Below are 15,701 nucleotides of genomic sequence, written 5' to 3'. Positions count from 1 at the left end.
CACATTTTGTTGATAATTAAAAAAAGGTTCACAGAGACAAAAGTTCAGAAGAACAAAGATTTTTAAAATAAATTTAAAGAGTATAAAACCTCTGAACCTTTGTCTCTTTGAACCTTTGCATCTAAAAAGAAACAAATTAAAATAATCTTAATATCACTAAAGGTTGTAACCTTTTTCATAAATTTGACAAAAATTTAATCAATTGAAGAAATCACTCTTTTTCATATCATTTTGTTTGCTTTTGTTAAGCGTACAAACCATTTTTGCACAAGCGCCAAAGCCAAAGACAATTAATATTGAAAATGCAGATTTGGTAGAAGTCAATGAAGTCTTAGTACCTGACGGAGTTTTATTGACTGGAAATGTAAAAATAAATCATGACGGGATTGTATTAACGTGTAATAAGGCTTACGTTTTTAAAAAAGAAAACTATCTTAAAGCCTTTGGAAACGTACAATTAGTTCAGGGTGATACTTTATTCCTGAACAGTAAATATGCAGAATATAGCGGGAATTCAAAGAAAGCTTTCGCTACCGGAGATGCTGTTATGAGTTCGCCTGATGCAACTTTAAAAACAGATACAATAAATTTTGATCGAAATATTCAACAGGTTTTTTACAATACAAAAGGAACCATCGTTAATAAAGACAATGTTTTGGTGAGTAAATCAGGAAGGTATTTTGTTGAAGAGAAAAAATTTCAATTCCTGACAGCCGTTACGATTACTAATCCTAAATATGTTATAAAATCAAATCATTTAGATTATTACAGCAATTCCGGGCATACTTATTTATTTGGCCCATCAACAATAACAAGTCAGGCGAATTATATTTATACCGAAAAAGGTTTTTACGATACCAAAAAGAATCTCGCCCATTTTTTACGAAGGTCCTACATCAAATACGATGATCGCCTTATAGAAGGAGACAGTTTGTACTACAATCGAAATGTAGAATTTGCCTCTGCAACCCGAAATGTAAAAATTACGGACTCGATAAATCGCGGAATTGTAAAAGGGCATTACGCCGAAATTTACAAACTAAAAGACTCGATGTTTGTCACCAAAAGAGCTGTAGCGATAAATCTTGTCGAAAAAGATTCTGTCTATATTCACGGGCAAAAATTAATGGTAACAGGAAAAGAAGGCGAACGAATTTTAAGAGCATTCAAAAATGTTCGTTTCTACAAAATAGACATGAGCGGAAAATGCGATTCGATACATTCGAACTCTAAAACCGCTTTAACAAAACTGATCGGAAATCCAATTCTCTGGAACGGCGAAAGTCAGATTACCGGAGACATTATGCATCTAATTGGCGATAATACCACTAAAAAGTTAGATTCCCTAAAAGTCCTCAACAACACTTTTATAGTCTCGCGGGATACGCTCGGCACCGGTTATAATCAGGTCAAGGGACTCAATTTATTCGGAAAATTCAGAGACGGTAAATTACACGATGTTGATGTCATCAAAAATACCGAGGTCGTTTATTATATGCGGAATGACAATAACGAACTTATCGGAATCAATAAGAATGTAAGCAGTAAAATCAATCTTATTTTAGAAAATAATGACATCGAAACCATTACTTTTTTCAATAAAGTCGATGGTGACATTTATCCTGAAGCCGATTTACCTGAAAATGCACGTAAACTAAAAGGACTACGCTGGCGTGGAGACGAACGAATAAAATCTAAAGACGATATTTTTACTGCCGAGGACAACGAACTCAACGATAAATTAGTACAGGAAGGAAAAGACCAGGAAGCCAAGGACAAAGACACCCCGATGAAAGTCAGGAAAGAAACCTTAGATTACGACAAAAAGAAACCAGCTGTCAAGCCTGTCCCTAAAGCTGCTGCGAAAGCCACGAAGTAGTTTTCCAGTCGCAGTTGCGGTTTTCAGTCTGCAAAACTTTGCTCACGACAACTATCAGCATTGTATTTTAATAATGTTAACTTGATTTAAAACTTAGTGAACTTTGCATAAAACTTTGCGATCTTTGCAGTTAAATTCAGTCACAGTCTCCGTTTTCAGTCAAACTGAAACCTGAAACTTTTAAACAAACAACAAGTGAATCCAGATTTTATAAAATACCAGGCACAAACTTCTCCTTACCCGCTGGGAATGGAAGTTTCTCATGCCATTGGCTCCTATATTTACGACACAAACGATAAAAAATATTTAGATTTTGTTGCAGGCGTTTCGGCTTGTACACTTGGTCATCAACACCCAAGAGTCAATCAGGCCATCAAAGATCAGCTTGACAAATATTCGCACGTTATGGTGTATGGCGAATATTCGCAAAGTCCCGCCGTTCAATATTGCAAATTACTGGCTTCACTCCTGCCAGAATCTTTAAATAAAACCTATTTAGTCAATTCAGGCACAGAAGCTATCGAAGGCGCACTAAAATTAGCCAAACGAACAACTGGAAGAAGTCAGCTTATTTCGTGTCATAACGCTTACCACGGCAACACCATGGGATCGATGAGCGTTATGGGATTCGAAGAACGCAAACAAGCCTTTCGTCCTTTGCTTCCCGATGTTGATTTTATTACCTTCAATAACGAAGAAGATCTGCAAAAAATCACCACCAGAACAGCCGCAATACTTCTAGAAACGATTCAGGGAGGTGCCGGATTTATTCAGCCGGAGAATAATTATCTGCAAAAAGTGCGCAAACGCTGCGATGAAGTTGGCGCCATGATGATCGTCGACGAAATTCAGCCTGGATTTGGAAGAACCGGTAAACTATTTGGTTTTCAGAACTATGACGTCGTTCCGGATGTTGTCGTTATGGGAAAAGGAATGGGTGGCGGAATGCCTGTTGGTGCTTTTACCGCTTCGGCAGAAAAAATGGATCTCCTTACCGAAAATCCTAAACTGGGACATATCACCACTTTTGGAGGTCATCCTGTCATTGCGTCAGCCTGCTTAGCTACTTTGCAGGAATTAACTGAAACAAATTTAATGCAAGAGACCTTAGACAAAGAAAAACTCTTCAGATCGCTTTTGGTACATCCTTTGATAAAGGAAGTTAGAGGAAAAGGATTAATGCTTGCCGCAATGACCGAAACTGCCGAAATAACAAACGACGTTATTTTAAGCTGTCAGGACAAAGGGCTCATATTATTCTGGTTGCTGTTTGAAGGATGCGCAATACGAATAACACCACCATTGACCATTTCTGAAGAAGAAATAAAAGAAGGTTGTGCCATAATTTTAAGCGTTATGGATGAAATCATAAAAAAAGGACAAGCAGTTTAATCGGGAGCTATTTCCTGCTATCCGCTATATCTTTTATCCGCCGCTGCGGAACAAAAGGATACCGCTGCTATCAGGACCAGGACTTCGGGTTAAAAATAAAATTCAAAACACTAATAAAATTAATCTTTTACAAATCAAAAGATTACAACTTAAAACAGAATAGAAATTCTGTCCATATTGTTAATTAAATTGTTCACAACAATTAATTCTCATTCCTCACAACAATAATATGGTTGCCTAAATTTATAACAGGCTAATTTCAAATAAAGACAGTATGCAATTAAGCAACGAAGAAGAAGATTATAACCTATCCCTATCCAAATTTGAGTCGATGTTAAAAACTAACAAAGTACTCTTTTTTGATTCTGAAGAATTCGAAGAAATTATTCTTCATTATTTAGATATAGGCAAGGCTAATTTAGCAAAGAAGGCCTTGAAACTTGCATTAGATCAACACCCAAAATCTACGGGCTTAAAATTAGTACAAGTAGAAATGTTGGTTTACGACGACAAATTAGAAATCGCCGAGAAACTCCTGAATGAGTTATATGCAATTGAACCTAACAACGAGGAAATTTACATCCAGAAAGCCAATATCTGTTCTAAAAGAGACCAACACGAAAAAGCGGTAGAACTACTTAAAATTGCCCTGCAATATACTGACGACTACGCTGACGTGTACAACTTAATTGGAATGGAATATCTTTTTATGGATAACCTCGAGATGGCAAAAGACAGTTTTATCAAATGTCTTGAAGAAGATTTAGAAGATCAGTCTGCCTTGTACAATGTGGTATATTGTTTTGAGTTTTTAGATCAAAACCAGGAAGCCATTGTTTATCTAAACGAATACATCAACAAAAACCCATACAGCGAAATCGCCTGGCATCAGCTTGGTCGTTTGCATTATGGCGTAAAAGAATATGAAAATGCCATTCGCGCTTTTGACTATGCAACCCTGATAGACGACGAGTTTTTAGGTGCTTTCATGGAAAAAGCAAAAGCGTATGAACGTCTTAAACAATATGGTGAAGCAATTGAAAGCTACAACCGTACCATCGAGTTAGACGATGCGACTTCTTATGCGCTATTGCGTATTGGGAAATGCTACGAAAAACTCGGCAATGCTGTAAAAGCACTTCAATATTACAACCAAACCGTACATGAAGATCCGCTTTTAGACAAAGGATGGATCGCCATTACTGATTTTTATGTTCGCCAGAAAAACTTTCAGAAAGCCTTATTTTTTGTCAATAAAGCGTTGGCTATCGACAATCAAAATCGTTTGTACTGGAAACGTTATGCGACGATCAATAAACAAATGAACTTTTTTGAAGAAGCAGAATTTGGATATAGAAAAGCAGTAGAATTTGGAGATCACGCCTTAGATACCTGGTTGTTTTGGGTTGATATTCTTCAGTTTTTAGGCGAATTCGAAAGTGCTATTCAGACTTTATTACAAGCTTCCGAATATTTTCCGGAAGAAAACGAGGTCGAATATCGTTTAGCGGGATTGTATTTCATGATCCAGGACGCCACCAAAGCAAAATTTCATTTGAGCAATGGTTTGCGTCTGAACTTTGACAATTACATCTTAATCGAAGATTTATTTCCGGTAGTATGGTCAAAGAAAACAGTTAAAAATTATATAGAAAAACATAGAAAACAATAATGATTGATATTTTAAGAAGACGTTTTGGCTTGTTAGGCCGTAATATTAGTTACTCATTTTCAAAAGGATATTTTACAGAAAAATTTAGTGATGAAGTTTTTGCCGGCAACAGCTACGAAAATTTCGATATTTCTGAAATTAATTATTTTACTGAATTAGTAAAAAACAATCCTGATTTAAAAGGTTTAAATGTTACGATTCCGTACAAAGAACAAGTGATACCCTTCTTAGATAAACTTTCAAAAAAAGCAGCCTTAATTGGTGCTGTAAATACTATTAAATTTACTAAAAGCGGAAAATTAAAAGGATACAACACTGATTATTATGGTTTCAAAAAATCATTAGAACCATTATTAGAGCCACACCACAAAAAAGCACTTATCCTGGGTACAGGCGGCGCCTCAAAAGGAGTTGCATTTGCACTGGACGAGCTTGGTATTCCTTATACATTTGTATCAAGAGAAGCTAAGGAAAATATCATAGATTACAATCTTATAAACGCCACTACATTTGATAATTACAAGATCATCATCAACTGTACGCCTGTTGGCACAAGCCCAAATACCGAAGCTTGCCCTGATCTTCCTTATGAGTTTTTTACAGACAAACACATTGCTTATGATTTAATCTATAATCCGGCAGAAACACAGTTCTTAAAAAATGCAAAAGAAAAAGGAGCAGTAATAAAAAACGGTTACGATATGCTTATTTTTCAGGCAGAGAAAGCCTGGAAAATCTGGAATAAATAAAGAGAAAAAAATACACTAAAATTTAGTGTATTTTTTTTTTTGCATACGATTATCGACTTGAAATTCTTTTTTTTCAACGCTCCCTTAAATCGAAATAAAACCATAAATTGAGTCTTAAAATATTATTTTGATGTCATTTTTCTAAAAATTATAACAATTCAAAATTTTAATTTACTTCAAAAAATCGTCCAAAAAAACGATATCATATTCCTAAATTCCTTGAACAAATAGGAATTTCGTCTTAAAATAGCGTATAAACAAACGATTTATTTTGTATTTAGAAACACCTTTAGTATCTTTCGCTCTGTTTAAAATAAAAACCTTATACATTTAAGATGTTAGAAGAAAAGAATGATAACCTGCATGAAGCAGACGGAAAATTAGAAATCGAAATTAGCGATTCTACACAGGATAATGCAATCGAAACAACAGCGCCTGAAACAGCTGCTGAAATTTCGGCTTCAGTTAGTGAAACGGAAGCGGAAAATACAGTCGCTACGACAGAAACCAATCATCAGACTGCATTAGATGCCATTACAAATTCCAATGCTGAAGAAAGTGAAGATGAAACACTAAAAGAGCGTCATGAAATCCCTATGCAGGATTATGATACCTTCTCTTTGGATGCACTTGTTGATGAGCTTAAAAAATTGATCAGTACAGACAAAGTAATGTCCGTAAAAGATCATATCGAAGAAATTAAAAAATCATTTTTATTACAATACAATCACCTTATAGAAGAGAAAAAAGAAGAGTTCAATACTTCTAAACAAGATCCTAATGAGGAATTTGAATACCATTCTCCGTTAAAATCTAAATTTGACGAATACTATAATGTTTTTAGAGAAAAAAGAAATGCTCATTTCAAGCATTTACAAACTAATCTAAAATCAAATTTAGAAAACAGACTTGCTATAGTTGAAGAGCTTAAAGAACTGATCAACCCGCAGGAAAACATCAAAGACACGCTTAAACATTTTAATGATTTAAGAGAGAGATGGAAAAATGCCGGAGCAATCCCAAAAGACAAATACAATCACGTTTGGAATAATTACCACTTTCACGTAGAGAATTTTTATGATTACCTGCATTTAGATCGTGAAGCAAGAGATTTAGATTTTAAATACAATCTGGAGCAAAAACAAAAAATAATTGCACGTGTTGAAGAGCTAGCAAACGAAACTGACATTAGCAAAGCATTCCGTGAATTACAGGATTTACACAGAATCTGGAAAGAAGACATCGGACCAGTTTCTAAAGAACACCGTGATACTATATGGAATAAATTTAGCGAACTGACTAAAAAAATCCATGACAAAAGAGAAGTTTTATTTGAAAGCCAAAGAGCAAACGAACAAAACAATCTGGAAGTCAAAAAAGAAATCATTGCCAAAATTGAGGTTTTAGGAACTGAAAAAGTAAATTCCCACTCACAATGGCTCGTACAAATCCAGAAAGTAGAAGCGCTTAGAAATGAATTTTTTGCTGCGGGAAAAGTACCTTCAGATGTGAATGAAGAAACCTGGGCCGCATTTAAAACTGCCGTTAGAAACTTTAATTCTTTTAAAAATTCATTTTACAAAGACATTAAAAAAGATCAAAACGACAATTTAAACAAAAAAATGGCTCTTGTAGCAAAAGCTAAAGAACTACAGGAAAGTACTGATTTTGGTGCTACTACTCCAATCATGAAGCAAATTCAGGAAGAGTGGAAACAAATTGGTCACGTTCCTAAAAAATATTCAGACAAAATCTGGAAAGAATTCAAAGATGCCTGCAATCACTATTTTGACAAATTAAAAGAACATAAATCAGAGGAAAACGTTGATGAGGTTGCTGCTTTTGACAATAAAAAAGCGTATCTGGATATTTTACGCGCATACCAATTAACCGGTGACCACAAAACTGATTTGGATGCTATTAAAGCACATATCGAAATCTGGAAAGGCTACGGAAAAGTACCTTTTGCAAGACGTCATATCGAAGGGAAATTCAACAAAATCCTCGATGCTCTTTTTGAAAAACTAAGTTTGAGTAAAAAAGAAACTGAAATGATGCGTTTCTCTAACCGTATCGATTCTTTATCTGACAGTAACGATACTCGTAAATTAGATAACGAAAAGATTTTCTTAATGCGCAAAATTGAAGAAGTTCAAAATGAAATTTTCCAGTTAGAGAATAATATTCAGTTTTTTGCTAATACTAAAAATGCAAAAAAAGAGAATTCAATCGTTCTTGAAGTTCGTAAAAACATCGCTATTCATAAAGAAAGTCTTGAACTTTGGAAAGATAAACTGAAACAATTACGCAATTTAGGCCAGGAATAAGTTTTAAGTACATAAATTAATATTTAAGGTGTAATGAAGATTTTTCATTGCACCTTTTTTTATGCAGTAGTTTTTTTTACCACAAAGCATGCAAAGTACGCAAAGTTCGGTAAGGTTCGGTAAGGTTCGTTTTTTTGATATTCCAACACAATACAAAGTTCGCAAAGCTGGATCAATACAAATCTTTGCGAACTTTGCATTAAATTAAATTCCAGTATATTTTAAAAAAATTTGTGTGCGGTAAAATTAACTCCTATATTTATTTCATTTCGACCTAAAACTTAACAATGTATTATAATTTCATGAAAAAAATTCTGTAAAATATTGATTATATTTGATCAACCTCATTATCTCCTGATAATCAATAAATTCAATTATTAATCCTAATAACGACGAAAATGAAATTTACAAGAAAAGCAAATGCCAACTGGAAAGGAACCGGTATGGAAGGAACCGGAAAAATCAGTACTCAAAGTACTACTCTGGATAATGCTCAATTATCGTTTAAAACAAGATTTGCAGACGGAGTTGGAACAAATCCTGAAGAATTGATTGCTGCAGCGCATTCCGGCTGTTTTACGATGCAATTAAGCTTCCTGCTTAACGAAGGTGGTTTTACAGCAGATGATTTAAATACAGAAGCGACAGTTACTTTTGAAGACGGAACTATAACATTAATCCATTTGGATTTAAAAGGTAAAGTTCCTAATATTAACGCTGAAGAATTTGAAAAAACAGCAGCAAAAGCAAAAGAAATTTGCCCTATTTCAAAATTATTAAACACAACAATTACACTTTCTGCTACTTTAGTTAGCTAATACGTAAACTTGTAAGCATAAAAAAAACCATCCCATTCAAAAGAACGGGATGGTTTTTTATTATTTTTCTAAATCTGTTTAGAATTACATTGTAGCTTTTAATGCTTTTGCTTCAGCAGTCATTTCTAACGCTTTGTAAACACCTAATAATGTTTTAGATACATCTTCGTTTTTAGGATCTAATTCATTTGCTTTTTTAAGGTAAGGAATCACTCCTTTAAAAACATTCTCTCTTTGTGCTTTCAACACATCGTAACGTTTCATATCTTTTGCAGAAGTACCTAATTTATTCATCTCATCAATAATTGGCTTTTCAGCTTCTAATTTTAAAGCTGCTAAATTCAGATAAGCATTTGCATAGTTTGGATTGATTTCGATCGCTTTCAAATAATATTTCTCAGCATCTGCATTGTTTTTTGCATTAGCACTTAGAACTCCTAAGTTAAATACTAAATCAGCATTGTTTGGTTCTTTTTGCAAAGCTTCACCAACTAATTTTTTGTATGTATCAAAATCTTTAGACTCTAAATACAAGTTAGCCTCTGTAAGGATCAAAGAAGTATCCTCAGGATTTGCTTTTCTTGCGTCAGCGATTGCTTTTTTAGCATCTTCACTACGTCCTTTTTGAACTAAAATCAACGCTAAGTTTTTGTATATCTCACCTCTTTTAGAAGGAATAGCTTCTGTTTTTGGTTTTTCGTGAGTTCCTAATTTTACAGCTAAATCTCTATCTTTAGCATTATTAAAACTATCCTCATTACCTGAGATTTTATTTACAGCTAAATAACTAGTTCCTTTTCCGGAATAGTTTAACTTTTTTAATTCTTCGTACATTGGCAAAGCAAGATCAAAATCCTGAGCATTTACTGCTGTAGAAGCTGCATAATACAAATTGATAGTGTCTTTTTTATCTAATAAATAAGCATCGTACAATTTTTTTGCACCGTCAGCATGTTTGCTTGCCTGAGAATCTGCAATAGCAGCATTAATTAGCTTTCCTTTAATATCAGTAATTGAAGCTGCAGCCTGAGTAGAATATTTTAATTTTCCTGAAGCTTTTTCAACATCAATTAACTTTTTGTAGCTTTCAGCAGCAAGAGAAAGGTTTTTGCTTTCTTCTACTTTTTTATCAGCTAAGCTTACATAAGCATTACCTTGTACAAAGTAGTACTGAGCCTGTTCGACATCTTTGGCATTTACAACCAAATTTTCAGCATCTTTCAGGATAGCAATCGCTCCTTGAGCATCTCCTCCTTTTAGTGCTTTTTCAGCATTCTTTATCTGATCTTTTTGAGCAAAAGTAGCTACTGAAATCAATAATGCTGATGCAAGTATTACATATTTACTTTTCATAGTATTCAATTTGTATATTTAATATAAGTGGTTAAATTTTATTCTTCGGACTCTTCTTCTTCCGTATCATCTTCATCTTCTAATTCTTCGTCAGAGTCGTCATCATCGTCATCATCTTCTACCGGACCTTCATCTTCAAGAACTTCTAAATCAGGTTTTACTCTTTCAATAACAGATTCAATAACATTTCCATCTTCATCAACAACTTCTTCCGCAACATCATCTTTCATAACTTTTGTTACAGCAGCAATAGAATCTTTACCTTTTAGGTTAATCAATCGAACACCTTGTGTTGCACGACCCATTACACGTAAATCTTCAATAGCCATTCTGATTGTTAATCCTGATTTATTAATAATCATCAAATCATCAGCATCCGTTACATTACTAATAGAAATTAATTTTCCTGTTTTCTCCGTAATATTAAGCGTTTTAACACCTTTACCTCCACGGTTTGTAATTCTGTAAACATCTTCGCCATCGTCATCAACTAATTTAGTACGTTTACCGTATCCGTTTTCAGTTACAACCAAAATCTGCGTATCGTTTACATCCTCTTTATCCACGGTAACCATACCAATTACTTCATCCGTATCGTCTTTTAAGGTAATTCCGCGAACTCCGGAAGCTGTTCTTCCCATCGGACGTGTTTTAGTTTCCTCAAAACGAACCAATTTACCAGACTTAACAGCAAGGATAATTTGGCTTTCTCCGTTGGTTAATTTCGCTTCAAGTAATTCGTCACCTTCTTTAATTGTAATTGCAGCAACACCATTTACCCTTGGTTTAGAATATTTCTCTAAAGAAGTTTTCTTAACCTGACCTTGTTTCGTTACCATTACAAGATTATGGCTGTTGATATAATCTTTGTCTTTTAAGTCCTGAGTACAAATGAAAGCTTTTACTTTATCGTCGCTTTCAATATTTACCAAGTTCTGAATTGCTCTTCCTTTTGCCGTTTTACTTCCTTCAGGAATTTCATAAACACGCATCCAGAAACATTTTCCTTTTTGCGTAAAGAACATCATATATTGGTGGTTGGTCGCAACGAACATATGCTCAAGGAAATCCTGATCTCTTGTTCCTGCACTTTTTTGCCCAACTCCTCCTCTATTCTGAGTTTTGTATTCTGTTAAGTTGGTACGTTTAATATAACCTGCATGAGAAATTGTAATTACTACATTTTCATCTGCTATTAAATCTTCGATACTTACATCTCCACCGGAATATTCAATTTGAGAACGACGATCATCTCCGTATTTCTCACGAATTTCTTCAAGTTCTTCTTTAATTAAGTTGGTTCTTAAATTTACATCTTCTAATAAAGCTTTCAAATGCTCGATCAATTTCATCAATTCTTCATACTCAGCTCTCAACTTGTCTTGTTCCAGACCTGTTAACTGACGCAAACGCATTTCTACAATGGCACGAGCCTGAATATCTGACAAATTAAATCTTTCGATCAATTTCTCACGAGCTTCTTCTGTATTCTTAGATCCTCTGATCAAAGCAATTACTTCATCAATATTATCAGAAGCGATAATTAAACCTTCTAAAATATGCGCTCTTTCTTCTGCTTTACGCAATTCAAAACGAGTTCTTCTTACTACTACATCGTGACGGTGCTCGATAAAATAGTGAATCATATCTTTTAGATTCAACATTTGAGGACGCCCCTTTACTAATGCAATATTGTTTACACTAAAAGAAGATTGTAATGACGTAAACTTATATAAGGTATTCAAAACTACGTTTGGTGTCGCATCACGTTTCAGGATATAAACGATACGCATACCGTTTCTGTCTGATTCGTCACGAATATTCGCAATACCTTCAATTTTTTTATCATTTACTAAATCAGCCGTACGTTTGATCATTTCGGCTTTGTTGACCTGATACGGAATCTCAGTTACGATGATACATTCTCTTCCGTCAACTTCTTCAAAACCAACTTTAGCACGCATTACAATACGTCCTCTACCGGTTTTAAATGCCTCACGAACACCCTCGTAACCATATATTATACCTCCGGTTGGAAAATCCGGGGCTTTAATATGCGTCATTAATTCGTCAATTTCGATATCGTTATTATCAAGGTATGCTAATGTACCGTTGATAACTTCAGTTAAATTGTGTGGAGGCATATTGGTTGCCATACCTACCGCGATTCCTGTTGCTCCATTAATTAATAAAGTAGGAACTCTGGTTGGCATTACTTTTGGCTCATATAAAGTATCATCAAAGTTCAATTGAAAATCAACTGTTTCTTTTTCGATATCCGCCATAATATCTTCTGATATTTTACGCATTCTCGCCTCAGTATAACGCATTGCTGCAGGGCTGTCGCCATCTACAGATCCAAAGTTACCCTGACCGTCCACTAATAAATAACGCATACTCCATTCCTGGGCCATACGAACCATTGCATCATAAACAGAAGTATCTCCGTGTGGGTGATACTTACCCAGAACCTCTCCTACGATTCTTGCAGATTTTTTGTGGGCAGATCTTGAAGTTACACCTAAATCATACATTCCGTAAAGAACTCTTCGATGCACTGGTTTCAAGCCATCTCTAACATCCGGAAGCGCTCTCGATACAATTACCGACATCGAATAATCGATGTAAGCAGATTTCATTTCATCTTCAATGTTAATAGGAATTAACTTTTCTCCTTCAGACATAAGTTGTTATGTTTAAATAATTATATTAGTTTCAAAGCGTGCCAAGATACGTTTTTTTGGAATTTTTTCAGCTATTTCCTTACACTTATTTCAATGATTTATTAACAACTTTATTTTAGGTTTTAGTTAATAAATTAAGCGTATTTTAACGCTTTTATTGTTATTTTTTTTGTCACTTAGCTGTCAGGAGTTCCTGAAGGGTATGGTTTTTGTTTTTCAAACACTAATTCACTAAATTTACAATACCAATTATATATTATGGATGATAATTTTTCACCAAGAGTAAAAGATGTTATTACCTACAGTAAAGAGGAAGCCTTACGTTTGGGCCACGACTTTATTGGTACTGAACATCTAATGCTAGGCATTTTAAGGGATGGAAACGGAAAAGCTATTCATATACTTAATAACCTTGCAGTCGATTTAGATCATTTACGCAGGAAAGTAGAAATACTGAGTCCGGCCAATCAAAGCGTTGAAGTAAATGCCGAAAAGAAGAATCTTCATCTTACGCGTCAGGCGGAAAGAGCCCTGAAGACTACATTCCTTGAAGCTAAAGTATTTCAAAGCTCGTCAATTAGCACGGCGCACCTGCTTTTGTGTATCTTACGAAACGAAAACGATCCCACAACCAAGCTATTGAATAAGCTAAAAATAGATTATGACATAGCTAAAGAACAATATTTAAATATGACTCCAAACGAAGAAGAATTCTTAGAAAACTTGCCAAGAAACGAATCGTACAATGACGATTCAGGACAAGATGACAGTCTTAAAGAAAGTAGTTTTAACAATCCCGCCAATAAGTCAAACAAAAAATCGAAGACTCCGGTATTAGATAATTTTGGGAGAGATTTAACAGAAATGGCGGAAGAAGGAAAACTGGATCCTGTTGTAGGACGAGAGAAAGAAATCGAACGTGTTTCTCAAATCTTAAGCCGTAGAAAAAAGAACAACCCGCTTCTTATTGGAGAACCAGGAGTTGGTAAGTCTGCTATTGCAGAAGGACTTGCACTGCGTATCATCCAGAAGAAAGTATCCCGTATTCTTTTTAACAAACGTGTGGTTACACTTGATCTTGCCAGTTTAGTAGCAGGAACAAAATACCGCGGTCAGTTTGAAGAGAGAATGAAAGCAGTAATGAACGAGCTGGAGAAAAATGACGACATCATTCTTTTTATTGATGAAATTCATACTATCGTAGGTGCTGGTGGAGCAACTGGCTCACTTGATGCTTCAAACATGTTTAAACCTGCTTTAGCAAGAGGAGAAATCCAATGTATTGGTGCTACTACTCTTGATGAATACAGACAATATATTGAGAAAGACGGAGCTCTTGAAAGACGTTTCCAGAAAGTAATTGTTGAACCAACTTCTGTTGAAGAAACAATTGCAATCTTAAACAACGTAAAAGACAAATACGAAGATCACCACAACGTAACCTACACTCAGGAAGCTATTGAAGCTTGTGTGAAATTAACAAACAGATATATGTCTGAGCGTTTCTTGCCGGACAAAGCTATTGATGCTCTTGACGAAGCAGGATCTCGCGTACACATTACTAACATTGATGTTCCTAAACAAATTCTTGATTTAGAACGTCAGTTAGAAGAAGTTCGCGAAATGAAAAACATGGTAGTCAAAAAACAAAAATACGAAGAGGCTGCCAAACTTCGTGATGACGAAAAACGCATTGAAAAAGATCTTGCTGTTGCACAGGAACAATGGGAAGAAGATTCTAAAAACAACAGAATTGAAGTTACAGAAGATAATGTAGCCGATGTTGTTTCTATGATGACCGGAATCCCTGTAAACAGAATTGCACAAACCGAAAGTAATAAACTGGCAAAATTGCCTGAATTGATTCAGAATAAAGTAATTGGTCAAAACGAAGCCGTTTTAAAAATTGCCCGTTCGATTCAGCGCAACAGAGCCGGACTTAAAGATCCTAACAAACCAATTGGTTCGTTTATTTTCTTAGGTCAGACCGGTGTTGGTAAAACCCAATTAGCTAAAGTTTTAGCAAAAGAATTGTTTGACTCTGAAGATGCATTAGTACGTATCGACATGAGTGAATACATGGAAAAATTTGCTATCTCTCGTTTAGTTGGAGCGCCTCCGGGATATGTTGGTTACGAAGAAGGAGGTCAATTGACTGAAAAAGTTCGTAGAAAACCATATTGTGTGGTACTTTTAGATGAGATCGAAAAAGCGCATCCGGATGTATTTAATATGATGCTTCAGGTTTTAGATGACGGATATCTGACAGATAGTTTAGGTCGCAAAATCGACTTTAAAAACACGATCATTATCATGACATCTAACGTTGGTGCACGTCAGCTGAAAGATTTTGGGCAAGGCGTAGGATTCGGAACTGCTGCGAAAGTAGCTCAGGCCGATGAAAACTCAAAAAGCATTATCGAAAATGCATTGAAAAAAACTTTTGCTCCTGAATTCTTAAACAGAATTGATGACGTAATTGTATTTAACGCATTAGAGAAACACGATATTGATTTGATTATCGAAATCGAGCTTAAAAAACTATATTCCCGCGTTTCTGAATTAGGATACACGCTAAATCTTACTGACAAAGCAAAAGCATTTATTGCTGAAAAAGGTTTTGACAGACAGTTTGGGGCAAGACCTCTAAAAAGAGCGATTCAGAAATATGTTGAAGATTTATTGGCCGAAGAGATCATAACTTCAAAAATACATTCAGGTGATGAAATCTTAATGGATTTAAAAGATGATTCTCAGGAACTTTCTGTTGAAATACACAAGGCTGAAGAACCAACAAATCAGTAAATAGATTAATTTTCTAACAAAT

9 protein-coding genes are annotated in these 15,701 nt (G+C 34.9%); 7 read left to right on the top strand and 2 right to left on the bottom strand.

What is annotated here, in order from left to right; translation table 11 throughout:
* Nucleotides 1-202 precede the first annotated feature (202 nt).
* The 6 genes from B0A67_RS15955 (at nt 203) to B0A67_RS15930 (ending at nt 8,837) form a co-directional block, all read left to right on the top strand.
* Nucleotides 203-1,879, top strand: a complete 1,677-nt coding sequence (locus B0A67_RS15955; RefSeq protein ID WP_393048515.1) for an OstA-like protein — start codon at nt 203-205, stop codon at nt 1,877-1,879.
* A gap of 195 nt (nt 1,880-2,074) precedes the next feature.
* Complete coding sequence (locus B0A67_RS15950) at nt 2,075-3,271, top strand: aspartate aminotransferase family protein (RefSeq protein WP_072964684.1); 1,197 nt, start codon at nt 2,075-2,077, stop codon at nt 3,269-3,271.
* Nucleotides 3,272-3,545: 274 nt separating this feature from the next.
* Nucleotides 3,546-4,943, top strand: a complete 1,398-nt coding sequence (locus tag B0A67_RS15945; protein ID WP_072964685.1) for a tetratricopeptide repeat protein — start codon at nt 3,546-3,548, stop codon at nt 4,941-4,943.
* Nucleotides 4,943-5,692 (top strand): shikimate dehydrogenase family protein, encoded by a 750-nt coding sequence (locus B0A67_RS15940; protein ID WP_072964686.1) that lies wholly within the window; start codon nt 4,943-4,945, stop codon nt 5,690-5,692. The genes B0A67_RS15945 and B0A67_RS15940 overlap by 1 nt, the downstream gene beginning before the upstream one ends.
* A gap of 335 nt (nt 5,693-6,027) precedes the next feature.
* Complete coding sequence (locus B0A67_RS15935; protein WP_072964687.1) at nt 6,028-8,019, top strand: DUF349 domain-containing protein; 1,992 nt, start codon at nt 6,028-6,030, stop codon at nt 8,017-8,019.
* A 398-nt stretch (nt 8,020-8,417) separates the two neighbouring features.
* Nucleotides 8,418-8,837, top strand: coding sequence for an OsmC family protein (locus B0A67_RS15930; RefSeq protein ID WP_072964688.1), 420 nt, complete (start codon nt 8,418-8,420; stop codon nt 8,835-8,837).
* Between the two features lie 84 nt (nt 8,838-8,921).
* On the opposite strand, the gene B0A67_RS15925 is transcribed toward B0A67_RS15930, so the two are convergent.
* Both B0A67_RS15925 and gyrA read right to left on the bottom strand, forming a co-directional pair.
* On the bottom strand, nt 8,922-10,190 hold the full coding sequence (locus tag B0A67_RS15925; protein ID WP_072964689.1) for a tetratricopeptide repeat protein: 1,269 nt from the start codon (nt 10,188-10,190) through the stop codon (nt 8,922-8,924).
* Between the two features lie 38 nt (nt 10,191-10,228).
* A complete protein-coding gene (gyrA, locus tag B0A67_RS15920) occupies nt 10,229-12,874 on the bottom strand; it encodes a DNA gyrase subunit A (protein ID WP_072964690.1) in 2,646 nt (881 codons plus the stop codon).
* A gap of 258 nt (nt 12,875-13,132) precedes the next feature.
* Here gyrA and B0A67_RS15915 point away from each other — a divergent pair, with 258 nt between their 5' ends.
* Nucleotides 13,133-15,679, top strand: a complete 2,547-nt coding sequence (locus B0A67_RS15915) for an ATP-dependent Clp protease ATP-binding subunit (RefSeq protein WP_072964691.1) — start codon at nt 13,133-13,135, stop codon at nt 15,677-15,679.
* Nucleotides 15,680-15,701: the final 22 nt, after the last annotated feature.

Source organism: Flavobacterium aquidurense (genome assembly GCF_002217195.1).
Classification (GTDB): domain Bacteria; phylum Bacteroidota; class Bacteroidia; order Flavobacteriales; family Flavobacteriaceae; genus Flavobacterium; species Flavobacterium frigidimaris.
This window is presented reverse-complemented; position numbering and strand designations above follow the sequence as displayed.